Source organism: Stygiolobus azoricus (genome assembly GCF_009729035.1).
GTDB lineage: Archaea > Thermoproteota > Thermoprotei_A > Sulfolobales > Sulfolobaceae > Stygiolobus > Stygiolobus azoricus.
On record NZ_CP045483.1, the window covers coordinates 1,330,854 to 1,349,456 of the forward strand.

Below are 18,603 nucleotides of genomic sequence, written 5' to 3' on the forward strand. Positions count from 1 at the left end.
CATTAAACTTATTTATCCCCGTTAATATAAAGAGCGAAGCATGCTTTACAATAATTCTGAAATACCTTAAAGTCTTTTTACCTGAACATTTATAAAACGTTTTTGAGTACTCGATAATTATTCTTGGCTGTTCTTTGCTGAGTTTTTAGTAACTTTAAAAAAGTTTTAAGTTCTATAGAATCTTTAGTTTATTCAATTAATACATCTATATTCCTATTGATTTTTATCATTTAATTAAATTATTGGATTATTATTACAATAATTGGTTAGAATCTATCGGTATTATTGAAGTTATAGTCCATATAATTCAGAGTTGTTCTATACAGTTGTTCTATGCACAGAATCCACTAACATGATGACTGATGATACTAATAATAGTTTAATAATCAATTTTGAAATTAATAAATTCTATGTGATTTCTCGAGCCATTTCGGAATTTTTACGTCTTTTAAATCATATGGATAATAACCTTTGATATCTAAGATTGGTGTACCATCGTATAAATCCAGACCTTCAACATAAAGTAAGTTATCTTTCCTTTCTATTAACTTCACTATTGTTATCCCTATTGGATTTGGCCTTATGGGCGAATGTAGCGCAAAAACTCCTAGAGCAGGTAATTCGTTAAGCTTAAAACCTAGATTCGTCATTCTTAAAGGTTTTACAATAAGGATTTTCCTTTGATCTTCGGTAATTTTATGTAGCCAAGAGACTAGTATTATATGAGAGAAATTTTCTATACCTAATAGACCTTCTTTAAATTCTTCATAAATCTTTATTATTCCTTTTACTCCACCCTTCCACATGTTCTTATTAACTTCGTCTTCTGATGGCCCTATAACTACTCCTATTGGTCTAAGTTCCATATATAGTAATATGTGTAATAATATATAATTCTAACGATGTAAAGCATAAATTCATGTTCCTATCATTAATTCTATACTAGAAGAATTAATGGGCAAGTACGTAGAAGTAAAAAGCATAAAAATATATTATGAAAAAATTGGTAACGGAAAGCCAATAGTTATGATTCATCCTTCCGGTTTTGATGATAGATTTTATCATAAGTTATTGATTTTTATAACAAGAGATATAACTAATATAATAGTAGATTTATCTGGTCATGGGAAATCAGATGCCGATCCAAATCAATTAAGTGGAAAAGAAAATGCAAAAGTGGAATTTTATGGGGATTATATAATTCAATCTATAAAAAATCTTGGACTAACTAAATTTTCCGTACTAGGTATGTCATTAGGAGGAGATATAGCATTAGCTGTTGGAATGAGAGGAAATGCAGAAAACATAATAATGATCAGTAGCTCTATTAATACTCGTAGTACTTTTATAGAAAAAGATATAGAAAACTCAAGTAATTCCAATCCTCAAACGATAATATGTTTTGCGGGACCTAATGCTGATAAAAAACTTGTTGAAGAACTGACATGGATTAGAAGTGCAAATAGTCTTGAGATACTGAGATGGGATCTTTATGCCTGGGATAATTTTGATTACACTAAAAAACTGGAAAGAGAAATAAACACATTAATTATAAGAAGAGAATATGAACAGTTGGTTTCAAAAAAGATGATCGAAGATGCTTGTAAATATGTAAATGCATGCAAAAGCCTTGAATTTAATGGATTCGGACATTACGTTCTGGCAGAAGATCCTAAGAATACTGTCAGAGAACTAGGAAAAATTCATATTAAGTTGAAATTTATTCTAGGAATCTCGATACTGCTAAGACAATACTTTTAAATATATATAATTAGAAATATTTCTTATGAACTATAAATACTTGTTTAGGGCATTTAATGGAGTAATAGGTTTAATAACGATATATAGTTTTATTCACACTTTTCTAGTTCCTTTTCCCGCTCCTTTATTCGTCAGATTTGCAGGTCCAGGAAGTTTATTTTTAGGTGGTACAATTGCATTAACAAGTGCTTTGGCACCCGACAAATTATATACTTTATTTACTAAAGAGAAATACGGTAAGATAATTAGAGGTGCCATAATCCTTTTTGTCATATATATGATCAGTACAGTGGAAATATTCCTTGCCCCAAGAAATTACGTTGGTGAGTTAAGTGCTGTCCTCTCTTCAATTTCGTTTGCGGTTTTACTTCCATTAATTGTTTTTTACTATAATAAAATAAACAGAAATATAGTTTATATAATGATATCTTTATTAATACTAATGTTAGCTTTTTCACTTCCTAAGCTATTTTCGTTGGCACGATTACTGGGTCCTGCAGGGCCTCCAGGATTATATTTTACTGGAGCGTTCCTATTTCATTTTTATTTTGAGCACATATATACGTTAGTTTTTGCTAACGTTGTTGCGCTCAAACCCAAAGTATTACAATCCTTATCAAGACTTAAGGAGAGGTTATTAAAGTGATACTCGACTTAATAAAAAGGAATGTAACTGAATATTTACAAAAGAACGAGTTATCATTAAAAATAGTAGATGCAGTAGTGGGATATTTTTATACTATAGTAGTTACAGAAGACGAGAACAGAGATAAATATATAGGGCTTAATATAACGCCTTCTTTTGAAATTTCGGATATTGCTGAAAGAATGCATAATCCGATTTTCTATTCTTCTATTCATGAAGAAATTGAACTGCTGACATCTGAGAGTTGGATAGAGAGATCCTTAGCTTTAGCCACTATAAATTCTTTAAGTCAAAAACTTTTGCGTTTTCAACAAGTAAATAACACTACTGAATGGATTATTAGGAAATTATACGATATAAGTGCTAGCAAGGTAGCAATAATAGGAAATATGCCTCCTATTGTAAACGAGTTAAATAAATACTTTTTAGTTTACACATTTGATAAGAAATTATGCGGAAAAGTTATGTCTGAATCACTTGAGAAAAGAATTCTTCCTCAAATTGATGCTGTTATAATGAGCGGAGCGGTTATAATAAACGAAAGTATTGATGAGATTCTTAAATATTCGAGTAACTCTAGATTAAACTTGATAATAGGTCCTTCAGCTCAGCTCTATCCTATGTTTGTTAAAGGTTTAAAAACAAACTACTTAGGAAGCACTGCAATTATAAATAATAAAGAGGAGGCTATACGACTGTTAAAAATAGGTTACACTAAGGGAATATTTTATGACCCTAATTATTCAGTACAATACTTTGTACCAACAGACGGTTCTTTTATTACTAATATTGAGCAATAATCTTTACAAAATCTTACCGACAACAGTTTCAGGCACATTGCTTCACAAATGTTTAATATTATATCCATGTATTCTCTAGGTATATCTATTATTAAATATTCTCCAAAATCTAATTCGTTTGCGTATATAAAAACTATATTTGAGATATTCCTACATTCCTCGACTCTGCAGTCTATCCTCTTTATATAGTATCAAATTGTATTAACATCAATATAATCGTTACTATCGAATTAATTAAATAATATTTTAAAACTAGTATATAATTTGAAATAATATTGGAGTGAAATTGAACCTATAATAATAAAAACTCGTAGAAATTAAAAATTAGTACAATATTAGATTTAGATTCGTAAATGGAAAATCAAATTTAAATAGGGAAAAAGATACAAAATTAACATAAAGGTAGATTTATCATGATAGAAACAAGCTATGAGTTTGAATACAGCGAGAAACCTACGGTCTTAATGGAATATTTGAGTAATCCTGAAAATTTGGTAAAATATTTTAAACCTGCTAAAAAGATGGAGAAAATAGGACCAGACGAATGGATATTATATCTTCATCGGTTTAAAACTGTGAAATCTAAGTTGACCAGAGTAATAACCAATAGAGAAATTGAGTTCATCATAACTTCTTTAGAATGGCCTAAATTTAAGATGGCACTAATAATCTACATTCTTCCTACAGTCAACATGACAAAGATTAGAATTAAGTTTATTTATGATGGTCCAATAGAAAATACTTCTAGAAAAGAAATGGAGGAAGCGTACAAAACAATAGCGATCAGTCTGAACGCAGATATTAAAAAGTATTGTGAAGAAAAGAAGTGTTATACTGAGGAAAAGGATTCTACTAAGAAATCTGATAATATGTCTTTTAAGGGACTAAAAATTTATGAAATGAAGACAGTACTAAGGAAAGAAATTAAAAAATCAGAATTAGATAAAATTCTAGATCAAGCAGCGATAGACAGTATAGATAAGGATATCATAGTAATAATAGAGAACGGTAATGGAATTATAAGGTTTCACTTTTCTAACGGTGATCTCGTAGAAAAGGAAGGAGATTTAGACAAGTTAGGAGATAACTTAAAGGTTATAATAAAATCTACTTAAGGACTATAACAATGTATACATAAACTAAAGCAGTTTACTTAATATTTCAAGTTTAAATTTACTTTATATAATTTTTTCCATCTCATTATTGTATTGTGGGATTGTTCAGTTTTTATCATCTCTGTCTATAAACCAATTTTCAATTAGAATTTATCAAATGCTAAGAAGATCAAGATTTATAAAAATCAACTACTTCACAAGGCATCTCATTATTATAGGGAATTGAAGCATTATGTACCAAAGATACTATTGGAACAAAAAATTCATATAGATGTATAACAAGATTCTCCTAATAAAAGTATTATGTTTGCCTATACTCGTAATTTATTTTCTTTCATCTAGACGCTGAACATTTCTTTGTACTTAAAATATGTTCTCAACCTTTTATATAAATACTAGAGTAAAATAATGATAATTTAAACGACATTAAACGTATTGGAAGTATTTCCTTAATTAATAATATTTAAAATCGCACTCTGGTAGGAATTATTATGGAAAAAGGTATGAAAAGTTATAATAATCGTTTAAAAAACATAGGAAAGAAAAATTTGTTTTTTATACTTTTATTCTATATAATAAATATAGCTCTTACGGTTTACCTTTTTTACTTTCTATTTAGTTTGCCTAAAACGAATATAAAGGTACAAACGGATACTGGGCCTATTGTAGGTACATTCATAACGTTAGGAGTTTTGGCATATACTTTCGGATTAAGACATGCAGTCGATGCTGATCATCTTGCGGCAATAGATAATACAACAAGAAAGTTATTGCAAGAGGGTAAGAACCCGTACTTCATTGGTACTTTCTTCTCTTTTGGCCACTCTACAGTTGTAATTCTCTTAAGTGTAGCTCTAATGATAGCTACTAGGTATGTGGTAAATAATTTGACAAATATAGAAAATCTTGGTAGTATAATAGGTACATTAGTAAGCGGAGGTTTCCTTTATATAATAGGATTTTTGAATTTATTAGTAGTATTAGAGATTTATAATATATATAAGACAATAAGAAAAGAGAAAGTTTTTGATGAGCAGAAACTTAATGACATATTGTTAAAAAGAGGTTTTATGAATAGGTTTTTTGGTAAGCTTTTTAAAATTATCACTAAACAATGGCAAATGTACATAGTAGGTTTCCTATTTGGTTTAGGTTTCGATACTGCCACAGAAGTAGCAATTTTAGCTATTTCCGCAACGTTGGCTGGTGCTTTCGTAACCATACCAATCACTACTATTTTAGCTTTACCGATACTATTTACGTTGGGTATGTCATTAGTGGATACAGCTGACGGAATATTCATGAGAATGGCTTATGGTTGGGCGTTTAAAGATACGTTAGGCAAAATATGGTATAATTTGACCATGACCCTAATTTCAATCATTATAGCTTACGGTGTAGGCACTATAGAGTTATTGGGATTAATACAATCCGAATTCAATCTGAATGGGTTCTTCTGGGATCAGATAGCAGCATTAAATAACGTATATTGGGAAACTATAGGATATTACATAATAGGAACTTTTGCAGTAACTTGGGTCATATCTGGAATTTTGTATAAATATAGAATTAAAAGGCAATAGATATTGGAGAAGACAGTAATAATAATAAAAAATAATTATTTTCTATTTTTATCTACTTCTGCATCTATTTCATATACTGATTATATCCATAGTAAACGTTTAGTCGGTTTTACCTAAAGATACTATTTTCCCTTCTTTAAGAAATATTGAAATATCAGAATACTTATAAGCTAAAGTTATTGGGTATAAGTTACTCTATCAAAATCTCAAAAGTTTCCATTTTCAAGAAAGATAATTCGGTCGAAAAGAACACATACTTAAGACTGTACATTAATAAGAAAAGTTCTTATCTCCTTAACTTTATTTATAATATTCTAACTGTTATTAACAATACTTATTTTTATAACTTATTTTTATATACCTTAATTTCCTGAATAGATAACTATAACAATTTTCTTTATTATTCTTCTTTTTGTTTTTATAAAAAATTAACTCTGTTAAAGGGAATAACGAAAAATCTTACAAAAAAAAGAATTTATATACGGAAAAAGGTAGTTTACTACATGGAGAGTAAGAATAGCGATGGCGTGAGAATTTCAAGAAGAGATTTTATAAAGGCATCAGCAGCTGTTGGTTTAGCGGCCGGTGCTGCGTACGCAGCGTCAAAGAATTTTGTATTTAATATATTTTCACAAGAAGATCCAATCAATGACGAAACACTTCAACCGGGATGGCAGTATTCTTATGTTCCTAGTGTATGCGCATTTTGCTCATCAACATGCGATATTCTAGTCACAACAGAGAGTAAAAATGGGTACATCAGAGCGGTGGAAATAGATGGAAATCCTCTCTCTCCACTGAATAAAGGAAAGATATGCGCAAGAGGAAGATCTGGAATATTTAGGACATATAACGTAGATAGAATAAAGACACCGTTAATAAGAACAGGACCTAAGGGAACATGGGCTTTTAAGGAAGCCACATGGGAAGAGGCATTAAACTATATTATGCAAAAGCTTCAAGAGCTTAACGTACAGCCTTGGGAATTTTTATTAGTTGGTGGAGCACTAGCATGTGCTAACTATAAAAGGTATTTTATACCATTTACTCTAGGAACTCAAATTCCCAATATTAATGGAACGCCTATGCAAACTTGCATGTTTTCTGAACAACTACCTACCGGATTTGTAATTGGAGGATTTGATCTTCACGCCTCAGATCTTATGGATGATATGAGTAATTCTTCACTTATAGTAGTCTGGGGAAATAACGGATTCCCTACTGGAATTTTCGTCAATAGAGCTGTAAGATTAGGCGAAGGATTGGCTAATGGCGCATATATGATAACTATTGATCCTAGAATGAGTGAATCTGCTTCTAAATCTGATTTATGGGTTCCAGTCAAGCCCGGTTCAGATCTTACATTAGCTATGGCAATAATTAATTATATAATTCAGAATGGATATTATGATGATAACTTTGTAAGATACTACACTAATGCACCGTTCTTAGCATATGAAGAAAACGGAGTTCTCAAACTTCTTGAAGATGATTGGCCAGACGGAACAGTAAGAGGTTTTTACGTATACGATGAAATAAGTGGCCAGGTAAGAGAGGTTCCTCCGTTTTCTAACACAAATCAATTTGATATAAACGGAAATGAAATAAGACCTGCACTAAAATTATCTCCAATTGAGTTTAATGGTAAACAAGTTACTACAGTGTTTCAACACCTAGCTAATCGAGTAAGTAATTATACACTAGAATATGCGGCTCAAGTAGCTGACGTTCCCTTGGATTTAATAAAAGAAGTAGCACATAGAATAGCAACAACTAAACCCATGGACATAGTTACTGGTCTAAAAGGATTCTGGTCTGATTTATCTCCACAGTTTAGAAAAGCTACAGCCATAATAATGGCACTAACAGGAAACATAGATATAAGAGGAGGATGGGTATATTCTGGGCAATACCGAGAAGGAGTAAAAGAGGTTTTAAATGCATATAACTCTGCAATACAATCTGGAAAATCTAAACCTGGAATACTTTTGCAGAGACCTGAAATCTTGGGATCTGTACCATTACTGGATTTGCCAGGAGAATTACTTCCAATATTTGGAATAATTTATGCTTATTATAATCCGCAGTTCTGGAAGACTGGTTATCCTGCATTATCATACGCATATGCTCAAACACTTATGCAACAAGGAAAAACACCGGTAGCTACTTTTGGGATGTTTTTAGATACTGGTGCTTATGAGGCATTGAAAGGAGAAGTAATGTGGAACGGCAAGCCTTATACGCCAAAGGTTGTAATGTCATATGGAGGTACACCTTTCAATTTCCTCTGGAAACAATACAAGAAGATTCTTGAAAATACATTCTATATAGATATTAATATTTTACCAACTGAAGATACGCTTTATGCCGATGTAATATTACCTGATGTGACATATCTAGAAAGAGATGAAGCTTTCAGAGATGACGGTCCAGCTATGGATTCCGCTTTGAGAGGAAGATGGCAAGCTATCCCAGTGGTCTATCCAAATACCGCTAACGGATTAGATTTATTTGTTATGTTTGCGTACATGCTAGGGAAAGAAGCTGGGGATGGCTATGTGGAATGGATGGCCAACTCAAAATCCATTGATAAAGAAGTTTTCAAGCAAATCATAGCATCAGAAATGCCAAAATATCAGGAGTATCTAATTAAAAATAATGGTTATCCACCGTGGGGTAGCTTTACAGCTGAGGCTTGGAGAGAAGCTACAGTAAGCTCTTTGTCAAAGAAATTAAATATTCCAGCAGAACAGATTACTGAAATTTTAAGAAATAATGGTGTGTTCATTATAACTACTGTAGATGAGTTTTTTGCGAATAATGAAAGGATACCTTGGAATTTACCTGCAGCAACTCCTACTGGAAGAATAGAAATTTATTCTACAGTACTGTATTATTATGTTATCAAAACATTTGGTTATAATCCTATATGGGATCCATTAATAGCATATATTCCGCCATATTGGAATGGTGGTTATGCGGTAAAGCCTGGAGAATTTGTAGAACCTCCATCGCCATATAATGATCCTACATTTAAACCGACACCGCCAGAGATGTTCTTTATAGAATTTAAAGTACCTCCATTTGCATATACATCAAGTACAGATAATCCGCTCCTAATGGCAATAGCAAGTAGTAGCTACCATAAAAATATTTACCAGATGGCATGGATTAATCCTATTACAGCGTCTCAATTAGGTATAAATGAAGGGGATTGGATAACTATAATTAGGTGGAAATTACCTGATTCCAATGGGAATTATCCAAAGTTAACTATAAGGGCACATATTACGCAATGGATAAGGCCAGATACTATAGGAGTACCAGAACCTTATGGTCAAAGAAATCCAGCATTAACCACTGCAATAAAGGCAATAGAAAATGCAGGAAATAAACCGGTAAGTGAGCTGTGGCCAGAAAGTTATAATCCGTTAGGAGGATTTAGACAAGCAGAACAATTTACAGTATATGTTAGGAAAGCAACTCCTGATGAAATACAAGAAGCTACTACATTAGCCACCGCGCAAACTCCTAATACTTTACCTTCAGAAGTTGTAGTTACACCAAATATGGAAATTAATTCTACAGAGTGGGAGAAATATGAACAAAGTTAGTTGTTTTTTATTCAATTTTTAATAAAGGGGTGATAAAATGTCCAATTCAAATATACTTGAAAAAAATCAATTAATAAATCCATATACTAAATTCGGAAATACAGGAACATGTGAACATTGGGGATTCGTAGTTAGAGTAGATCAATGTCTTGGATGTAATGCTTGTGTGGCAGCATGTACTATAGAAAACCAAACACCGTTTTGGGAAGATCTATGGAGAACTCATGTAGAGGATTTAGAAATAGGAGAGTATCCATACACACAAAGAATGTTTGTACCAAGATTATGTATGCAATGTGAAAATCCTCCTTGTTATTATGTATGTCCTACTGGAGCTACACAAATAGTAGATGGAGGAATAGTTGTTGTGGACGAGTACAAATGTATGGGCTGCCTATATTGTGTTGAAGCTTGTCCATATGGAGCTAGGTATTTCTATACATATGAGGATATTCAAAAAGCAAAGGAAGTATATGGAGAAAATTTAATTCATGTAGTTCCTCATGTCGATAAATGTACATTTTGTTATGGTACTGCCCCAGATGGCACATATACGCCAGCTTGTGTAAGAACTTGCCCAGGAGGGGCTAGAGTATTTGGATGCCTTGATGATCCTAATAGTGAGGTTAGTATCCTTGTAAATACAGGACAAGCGGTTGTACTTAATCCAGAACTTAATGTACAACCAAAGGTATTTTATGTATTTAATAGGCAGATTGAAAGATATGTGCCTCAAAATGGGGGTGATAGTTCATGAATAAGATTTTAATTATATGGACTATAATATTTATACTAATAGGTGGAGGAATACTATTATATGGAACTAGTATGAACCCAGTGGCATGGCTTAACGGTGATGTAACGTTTACAGAACCAAATAACGCTCCGATACCGTGGGGATTACTAGTAATAGGATATATGCTCTTTGGAGTAATTGGAACAGGAGTTAGTACATATAACTCGCTTTACGAATTATTTAATAAGAATCACCAGGAAAGAAATCCTTTCGATAAAATTAAATTAAGAAATGAATGGCTAGCGTTGGCGGTACTAATTCCTGGCTGGATAATGGTATTTGCATCAACATATAAGCCTGGTAATGCTATATTCATATATCTAAGCTTTAGAGATACATCAAGAATAGCATGGAACGGTGTATTATATGCGCTAGTAGGTATAGGAATTATAGCTGAGATATTAGCACTCATTGGAGAAAAGATTAAAGAAGAAAAAATATCTGGAATTTTAAAGATATTGGTAGATATAGATGCATTAATAGTTGGATATGCTATCTTAGTTGAGTTAATTTTAGATGCTAATTTAGGTTCTGTATATGGCTATTTATCTACATGGGTAGAAGAATTTGGAGCATTTATGCCAATTCTGTTTGTAGTCCTATCGTTTTATGGAGGAATTGCTATGATATCATTCATGACCATACTTTATGATTGGATAAAAAGACCGGCCTCTATAGCTCCAAGCGATCCAAGCGATCATAAAGATTCTATATATAGAGTTTTAGCTAGGGACGGACTTCTTTCTGTAATATCTATAGGTTTCTTAATGTTATGGTGGATATGGTTAACAGCTACAAATCAAGAAACTAGCCCATGGGCTTCACTACTAATTACTGGCGCATATGCTCCACAATTCTGGATAGGGTTAGTTCTGATAGGCATACTCTTACCTATTACTCTATACTCCATAGCGTATAAGAGAGAAAGCAAAAAGCTTCTCTTTACATCAGCTATCATAACACTGATTGGCATGTTTGTCATTATTACTTTAGTAACAATAATACCGCAGTCAATAACATGGTACTATAGCGTAAGTCCTATAACACCTTCTGGTTCTAACTGGGTTTACGAACTAAGGAGTATATTCAATAATGGGCCATTATGGACGTTATTGTCATTCGAAATAAGCGAATACGATATAGTTTGGTTTACCGGTTCAGTGTTACTACTACTTGGGGTTTATACATTAGGTGTATTATTACTCCCTCTTGAAAGTGATGAAAAGCCTAAACATTGGATATTCAAGTGAAAGATAATGTCTAATTTTTTAACAGAACCAAATCCTCTTATTAAATTTAAGGTAGGTATTTTTTATCATCATTGTCAGCATAATCCTTCAGAAAGTTTTCAGTCATGTGATCCTGATGAAATAGCAAAAAAACTAAGAGAGTTCCAAACTAAGGCGATAATAATAGTAGGAATTTATGATGATGAACATTTAAAATTATATAGAGAAGCAATATTAAAAGCAGGATTAAATCCGTTATTGGTAAGAATAGTAGACTATAGATGGGGAGAGTCCGCAATAAAACAGAACATGGTTATATTGGAAAATGGATGGACAGCAGATTTGGCCAAAATAGAGGAAAAAGGTATTAATATATCCAGAAGAGATCTAATCTCCGGAAATATAAAAACAGTTAAAGACAGAGTAGACAAACCTGTATATATTCAATGGATGTGTGGATATCTCTATAGAGCATGTAATTTATGCGAAGCTACATGTCCATACAATGCAATTCAGGTTGACAAAAAATCAGGTGTTATCATTAATTACGAGAAATGTACAGCGTGCGGAATATGCGTGAGTGCTTGTCCAGTGAGTGCAATACAATTTCCATCAGTTTCTCAACAAGCTATTTTCGAAATAGCAAAACTTAACGGGGATAAAAAAATTTCATGCTATAAGAATCATGATAATTCAATTAAAATACCTTGTTTAGCAATGCTCTCAGCTGTAGATATTGCACTTCTAAGAAGTAATGGTTCTATTACATTTGAGTGCCCGGGATGCGAACTCAGCAGGAATTTGAGTAATTTCATAATGACCTTAACCGATTTAAATGATAAAATAGGTGGTATAGAATTTATTTCACCAGATATAAAAATTGAACCTAAACCTCTGAAGGAAATAAAAATAAAAAATGATACTTTCTTCAAAAGAAGCGAAGCCAGGAAAATCATAGCTAGTAGTGAAAATTTACCTGATATACTCTTTGATATTGATATTAATAGCGATATGTGTACTTTATGCGAAAGTTGTGCTAAATGGTGTCCTACATCTGCTATATCTATTCAACGTGGAGAGAACAATGAAAAGTTGATATTTGATCCTTTAAAGTGTATGGGTTGTAATATTTGTATAAATGTATGTCCAGAGGGTAGTGCTTGCGGTACTGTTCCAGGAAAAAAGGCCATAAATATTCATAGTATGAAAGAAACAAATCTAAAACAAAAAGTAATCTTTGAAGATGAGTTAGTAAGATGTAAAGTTTGCGGTACTCCTATTGGATCTAGAAAAAGTTTAAATCGAATTAAGAAAATTATGAAAGAAAAAGGAGTAGAATGTGATGGCGAATGGCTAGAAAGATGCCCAAAACATAGAGCTGAATATTCATTTCAAAAGATATTCGGAATGAATGCAAAATTTAAACCAAGAAGAACTCTTGGTGAGTAAAAATGTTATGGGTTGACTACAAATTATTTTCATACTTAATGCTAGGTCCTAGGTATACTTACGAAGTAAAATCTCTCTATAATGCGTTAGAAGGAAAACCATACTATGAAAATGTAGTAGAGGTAGTAAATATTCTTAGTACAAGAGATGAGAACATTTTAAAGACAGAATATACTTCGTGCCTAATTAACAACTATAAACATTTAAAGTGTCCTCCTTATGAGTCATGGTATAGAGAAAAAACGATCTATGGAAAATCTACTCAGGAAGTTTTAGAATACTATACAAAATACAAGCTTATTCCACGGAAACAACTTCCAGATCACATTTCAACTGAGTTTGAATTTGTATCATTTCTATTTTTTATAAACGAGGAAAATGTCGCTAACGATTTCATAAAAAATCATATACTAACCTGGGTTCCACAACTAGCTCAAGACATAATTAATAATGCGTACGGAGAATATACGAGGGCACTAGGCAAGGCTTTATTAGCTTTCGTCAATGCAGAAAAAGAGAGAATTTTCTCCAATTTAATCAAATAGATAATACTTTCTTAGACTCTAAAGAAGATCGTTATTCATCATTGCCAGTCTATAGTACCTAATTAGACAAGTTTCACAACTATTTAGTGTCCTTTAAAACATAAAGATATTTTAAAAGTTTTGCGACATCTATGGATTGGTCAATTTCTCCTACAAAAAGTAACTATGATGTGAAAATTTTTTCCCACAAATATATCTTTGTTGAGATAAATGAGGTTAGGCATAGGCATAATGTTATTAGTGAAAAGATAGCCAGAGCCTCTCCTGAGGAGAGGAGCTCTTATTGAAGAGGCTAAGAGGCTTCTCTCACAGCTCAAGAGATGGAGAAGAGAACGAAGAAATTTAACGAGCTCAGGGAGAGATCTATATTGTCTCTTCTAAGCACTGTTCACGATTGTGTGCCTATTGGTGATGAGAGTGCCTCTAAGCCTATAAGGGCTTGGGGTCTCTAACCTGCATCTCCAGCAGTTTCAAGATTCATTATTTCAGCTATTCGTTATTAAGCAACGGTGTAGTGTAAACTTCGTGATCTATAATCTTTTTATCCCTAGTAAAAGTAGTCTCTTTATCAAATTCTAACGCAGACGGTTCTATCTTCTTTAGCAACGTCTGAGAAAGTAAATTTTTCGTTTGCTATCTTTATCTTCAGGACGATAATTTGACGATATTCATAAAAATATTTTAAGAATAAAAATTGAAACCTTCACTTTTTTATCCTAGTATTGTTATTATATTTTTAACACCGTTTACCGTAGTTTATTTTGGACTTATTTTAAAAAGATTCTTATACCTTTTATCATCCTTTTTCATATGAACTCTAAAAAAGTAGTAAAAATCGAAAGAAAAATGGGAAGATGCAACTATTCTCCATCGTGGGGACAATAAGGTGAAATAAAAATGAAACTATCTAAATTCAATGTTTTTCTTTATGATTATAATATAATTTTTAATACCCTTACAGGGTATGCAATTAAAGTTTCGGACGATGAAATGAGTAAGCTATCTAAAGGAGAGATACCAGAAGATCTAAAAGATATAATTGAAGAAGGTTTTTCTGACCAAGAGTTTGAGCCTGAAAAGATGATTTTTGAAAAAGAATATTTAGAGCCTACTTTGCTTTTAACGTATGATTGTAATTTTGATTGTGTCTACTGTTTTCAAAAGAACTTTAGAAAGAAAGGCGGAGTTTTGGATAGTGTTGTCAGAGGGTTTATAAATTATATAAGGAAAAACGCAGAAGGTAAAAAAGTAAGGGTTACATATTTTGGAGGGGAACCATTACTTGAAATGAAAAGAATAGAAGAGATATCAAAGGAATTATCAAAGGAATTAGACTACTCTTTTAGTGTAGTTACGAATGGTTCTCTTCTAACTCCAAGTGTACTCGATAGGCTTAACTCACTCGGGCTATCCCATGTGCAGATAACATTAGACGGTCCTAGAGAAGTTCACGATAAAAGAAGATATTTCGTAGGTGGTAAAGGATCATTTGATATAATATTAAATAATCTAGTGTATGCACAAGATCATACTAAGGTTGTTTTACGGATTAACGTTGATTACAGAAATGTTGAGGAAATAAAATCTTTGCTTTTAACCTTAAAAGAAAAAGGAATCACAAAAGTGAGAATAGATCCTCATTTAGTCCATGAGAATGTTTTTAGAAACGAATATTGGGATAACTTGTTTTCCAGAGATGAAGAAGGAGAGGTTCTAACGAAAATTTGGGAATTTGCTAAAGAAGAAGGCTTTGAGATTCCGCAGGAAGTTTTTAGACTAGGAATATGTGCTGCTCATGTAGATAAAGACATAGTAGTTGATCCATATGGGTACATTTATCCATGTTGGGCCTTTACTGGAAATCCTTTGTATATAAAAGGTAGGCTAAAAGAAGATGGATCAGTTGAGTACAATGGAAAATTTACAAGTAAAACTGCTAGAGAAGTTTGGAAGGGGAAATGTGATAATTGTCCTTATTTACCTATGTGTATGGGAGGATGTAGGTTCTTCTCAGTTTTAGAAAATAAAGGATTTGATGGTATAGATTGTAGAAAGAAAAACTATGAGGAGATTGTTAAGCTAATAAGATATTTTATATGATACTATAGTTTTATTGAATTTATATTTATATAATAAGAGATTTTTGAAATATTGACGAAACAAGTTTTCCCAAACATTTTTGCTGGAAGTCAGACGAATCAGTATTAGCTTTAACTTTCATTTCTTTGGCTATTTTTCTTAATCCATAAATACAGAGACTTACAACAGGACATTTCCGCAGAAATAAGTTATAGATCCCGTATCTATATGGAAAATCATATTTTCGTTAACATAGAGTGTACTGCTATCAATTTAATATATGTTCCCCCGCTTATAAAAGGTATTAAGCTTTAAATGCTATTGCATTGTCTTCTATTATTCCATTCTCTTTTGAATTCTTATATTTAGATCACTTAAATTAGTTAAATCAACATTTCCTAGCTCATTATTGATTTTTACTTTTATTTTATTCAAAAACTCTTAAAATGCTATTTAGTTATTACGAAACCTTCAAGAACATTTATGTTGTAATAATGTAAGTCTCTTAAGTAAGCAGCTTTTCTTCTACGAGCTTATCATATTTGCATATACCTAATTTGATTTAACCTTTGATTATACATTATTATACTACTTATTTTCTAATTCCTTCTTTTCTCTCTCTATAGAATCTAAGGCTTCTTTTAAATCATTTTCTATCACAGTTAAAATCTCTAACTTCACTTGGTTAGGTAAATGTTCTAAGAGTTTTTCTACAGCCTCGTCGGATACTTTAGCTCTATGCTTCCAAAACAATGTCTTTTTTTGTTCTCCTACAATTTGTCTTATTTGATCTGGGGATAAATATCTTAAAGCTTCATTGTAGACCTGTCTTCTAATGTTATTACTTATGTAAAATGTATAACGTTTCATGTAACTATATATGAGAGATAAAATTTAAACTTTTCCGTTTAAATCAAATATTCGTGAAATATAATGATTTAATTCTTCCTCTTTTTGAGTATTTTCTTAATTTTAGTAAGGAATCAGTATCTGAAAAATAAATTAATATCTTATAAATATTTCACAAATAATAATAACAACCATTAATACCATACTTCGTCTAGCCATCTTCCTACCAAGGGTTTTTATATCCTTTGCAGAACTCAACTTATTTCCAGGATTTAGAAATCTTATTGAAGGTTCTATTATACCTAATAATATTATAGGGATATAAAGAGAAAAGTAAACTATAAAAAATAGACTTATTATCCATGCTAATCTAACAATATTCTTCGATATTTTCCTATAAGGTATCTTATATTCAACATATAATGATTGAGTCAAAGTATAAAGAAACCAAAGCACGAATATCGAAAAAACCTTAATATTTACCTCATAAAGAATTGCGGTCCAAGGTAAGTAGAGAGAGGCTATAGCATATGTTCCAAAAAGTGTAGGTATAATTTTAATTTTTAGATAAGAAGTAATAAAAGCTAATATTATAAAAATCAATGGTATAATAAGATAAAGTGTAAAGAAAAATAAATACGGAAAGGAATTTAAAACTACTAAAAAGTAGTCGAACTTTGAAAATTTTCTCGATAATAACTTGGCATAAAGTCTTTCTATACTAAATGCATTTAAAAGTACTAAAGGAACAAGTTCAGCAAGAATCAAGAACCTAGAAGTTAAAACCGCAGAAAATAGGAATGTAGTAAATATTAGGCTTAGCGCTCCAGTATTTGTTATCCTCAACATAGGATCACATTTTGTTTTGGTATATAAATTACTAAGTTTGACAAATAATAAATATCATTATAAGTGAAATAATATAAACTGGTAAACATATTTTACATTTGCCAAGCAAAATTAACGTTGATGAATGGAGAAAAAATTCTAGAAGGCTTAACACAAGTTTACGATCCTGAGATTCCAGTAGATGTCGTAAATCTTGGATTAATTTATTAATTGAAAATTAGTGACGATGGAGACGTGTATGTTAGACTAGGTTTAACTGCTCCATGTTGCCCAGTTATTGATGATTTAGTTTACACAGTTGAGCAAGTTATTAAGGAAAGTGTTCCTGCTAAAAGTATTAATGTAGATGTTGACCTAGATACTCCTTGGTCACCACTAAAGATGTCTGTGGAAGGTAGAGAGAAATTTAAGAAAATGTACGGTTATGATATTGTTGAAATGTGGCTACAAACGTACGGAATGCCACAAGAATCTGGGCAACAACTATTTTATAATAGTAATAAGGATTTTTAACTATATTTCCATAAAATGTTATTTTCTCTTTAGTTAATCTAGTTTTATGAAATCCTTCAACGGAAGTATCCAGGCACTTTTCCATATATCATGGAATAATTGGCAGAGAGCTCTAACGACGCTTCAAATAAAAACTCTGATCACCATCTATAAAATTTTTTACTTCAGAAAGTACTTTAATGTTATTTTTATTTGATAGTATTTTCGTCACTTTTTCTGTTGCTTTGTAGTATTTTTCGCTTGCTTGAACTAGGTCGTTTTTGTTAAGGAATTCATCCCCTTCCTTCAGATAAATGTCTGCTAAAGTTCCTAGATTTAACATTATATTAAATTCTCAACATTAACGAATAAATTATATTCTATGAATTCTAGAAGTTTTATCTTCTCATTCTTAGAATCCTTCGTAAAAATCTCTGTTTTCCATATACAATAAGAGAGGTGAGAAGATTATTTAGTTGAAGGCTACACTTTCATACTCGCTTTTATTTTAGACGTGAAAAATAATAACCATAATTTTGGATTATGTCCAACTGTTTTACTAGCCTTGTTGTAACGCATAAGGGAGTAACGACCTAAGCCTTTGCTCAATTCAAGTCTTACCATGATATTGTTAAGAAAGCCTCGCATTTTAATGTGTGGAGGATGCCAATACGACGTACATGAGCCATATAGTAGCCTGTTCGATAATGAGCCACTTGTCCCCCATGTCGTATCCTCAACATCAGCGGGGCTTTCATATGGAAAAGAGAAAATAAAAATCTTGTCTAGGAAAGAG

Annotated in this window: 17 protein-coding genes and 1 pseudogene; 14 read left to right on the forward strand and 4 right to left on the reverse strand. The window is 31.8% G+C overall.

The features are described from left to right. Positions 1 to 398: 398 nt before the first annotated feature. A complete protein-coding gene (gene tsaA / locus D1868_RS07315) occupies positions 399 to 866 on the reverse strand; it encodes a tRNA (N6-threonylcarbamoyladenosine(37)-N6)-methyltransferase TrmO (RefSeq protein WP_156006955.1) in 468 nt (155 codons plus the stop codon). A gap of 88 nt (positions 867 to 954) precedes the next feature. On the opposite strand from tsaA, the gene D1868_RS07320 reads away from it, so the two are divergent. From D1868_RS07320 to D1868_RS07375, 13 genes are all read left to right on the forward strand, one after another. After that, complete coding sequence (locus D1868_RS07320; RefSeq protein ID WP_156006957.1) at positions 955 to 1,761, forward strand: alpha/beta fold hydrolase; 807 nt, start codon at positions 955 to 957, stop codon at positions 1,759 to 1,761. A gap of 25 nt (positions 1,762 to 1,786) precedes the next feature. Then, on the forward strand, positions 1,787 to 2,407 hold the full coding sequence (locus D1868_RS07325) for a hypothetical protein (RefSeq protein WP_156006959.1): 621 nt from the start codon (positions 1,787 to 1,789) through the stop codon (positions 2,405 to 2,407). After that, entirely contained in the window at positions 2,404 to 3,207 is an 804-nt protein-coding gene (locus D1868_RS07330; protein WP_156006961.1) for a Rossmann-like domain-containing protein, read from the forward strand. Before D1868_RS07325 ends, D1868_RS07330 begins: the two co-directional genes overlap by 4 nt. Before the next feature lie 413 nt (positions 3,208 to 3,620). Beyond that, positions 3,621 to 4,322: a hypothetical protein gene (locus D1868_RS07335; RefSeq protein ID WP_156006962.1), complete on the forward strand. Its 702-nt coding sequence runs from the start codon at positions 3,621 to 3,623 to the stop codon at positions 4,320 to 4,322. A 503-nt stretch (positions 4,323 to 4,825) separates the two neighbouring features. Further along, entirely contained in the window at positions 4,826 to 5,905 is a 1,080-nt protein-coding gene (locus tag D1868_RS07340) for a HoxN/HupN/NixA family nickel/cobalt transporter (RefSeq protein ID WP_156007986.1), read from the forward strand. Positions 5,906 to 6,408: 503 nt separating this feature from the next. Continuing rightward, positions 6,409 to 9,519 (forward strand): molybdopterin-dependent oxidoreductase, encoded by a 3,111-nt coding sequence (locus D1868_RS07345; RefSeq protein ID WP_156006964.1) that lies wholly within the window; start codon positions 6,409 to 6,411, stop codon positions 9,517 to 9,519. 37 nt (positions 9,520 to 9,556) lie between these two features. Beyond that, entirely contained in the window at positions 9,557 to 10,276 is a 720-nt protein-coding gene (locus D1868_RS07350; RefSeq protein ID WP_156006966.1) for a 4Fe-4S dicluster domain-containing protein, read from the forward strand. Continuing rightward, complete coding sequence (gene nrfD, locus D1868_RS07355; protein ID WP_156006968.1) at positions 10,273 to 11,565, forward strand: NrfD/PsrC family molybdoenzyme membrane anchor subunit; 1,293 nt, start codon at positions 10,273 to 10,275, stop codon at positions 11,563 to 11,565. Before D1868_RS07350 ends, nrfD begins: the two co-directional genes overlap by 4 nt. A gap of 6 nt (positions 11,566 to 11,571) precedes the next feature. Then, complete coding sequence (locus tag D1868_RS07360) at positions 11,572 to 12,993, forward strand: 4Fe-4S binding protein (protein WP_156006970.1); 1,422 nt, start codon at positions 11,572 to 11,574, stop codon at positions 12,991 to 12,993. 2 nt (positions 12,994 to 12,995) lie between these two features. Further along, positions 12,996 to 13,538, forward strand: coding sequence for a TorD/DmsD family molecular chaperone (locus D1868_RS07365; RefSeq protein ID WP_156006972.1), 543 nt, complete (start codon positions 12,996 to 12,998; stop codon positions 13,536 to 13,538). 131 nt (positions 13,539 to 13,669) lie between these two features. Then, the gene (locus D1868_RS07370; protein WP_156006974.1) at positions 13,670 to 13,825 is read left to right on the forward strand and encodes a hypothetical protein; all 156 of its coding nucleotides are present in this window, start codon (positions 13,670 to 13,672) and stop codon (positions 13,823 to 13,825) included. A 33-nt stretch (positions 13,826 to 13,858) separates the two neighbouring features. Beyond that, the gene (locus D1868_RS11245; RefSeq protein WP_269194901.1) at positions 13,859 to 13,990 is read left to right on the forward strand and encodes a hypothetical protein; all 132 of its coding nucleotides are present in this window, start codon (positions 13,859 to 13,861) and stop codon (positions 13,988 to 13,990) included. Between the two features lie 445 nt (positions 13,991 to 14,435). Further along, complete coding sequence (locus D1868_RS07375) at positions 14,436 to 15,638, forward strand: radical SAM/SPASM domain-containing protein (protein ID WP_156006976.1); 1,203 nt, start codon at positions 14,436 to 14,438, stop codon at positions 15,636 to 15,638. 567 nt (positions 15,639 to 16,205) lie between these two features. On the opposite strand, the gene D1868_RS07380 is transcribed toward D1868_RS07375, so the two are convergent. Beyond that, positions 16,206 to 16,487 carry a hypothetical protein gene (locus D1868_RS07380; RefSeq protein WP_156006978.1) on the reverse strand — a complete coding sequence of 94 codons (282 nt, stop codon included), beginning with the start codon at positions 16,485 to 16,487 and terminating at the stop codon, positions 16,206 to 16,208. A 132-nt stretch (positions 16,488 to 16,619) separates the two neighbouring features. After that, a complete protein-coding gene (locus D1868_RS07385) occupies positions 16,620 to 17,315 on the reverse strand; it encodes a hypothetical protein (protein ID WP_196770229.1) in 696 nt (231 codons plus the stop codon). A gap of 89 nt (positions 17,316 to 17,404) precedes the next feature. Between D1868_RS07385 and D1868_RS07390 the strand changes: the two are divergent. Further along, positions 17,405 to 17,828 (forward strand): annotated as a pseudogene (locus tag D1868_RS07390) (metal-sulfur cluster assembly factor). Between the two features lie 112 nt (positions 17,829 to 17,940). Here D1868_RS07390 and D1868_RS07395 read toward each other — a convergent pair. Then, entirely contained in the window at positions 17,941 to 18,150 is a 210-nt protein-coding gene (locus D1868_RS07395; RefSeq protein ID WP_156006982.1) for a PaREP1 family protein, read from the reverse strand. Between the last annotated feature and the right edge of the window lie 453 nt (positions 18,151 to 18,603).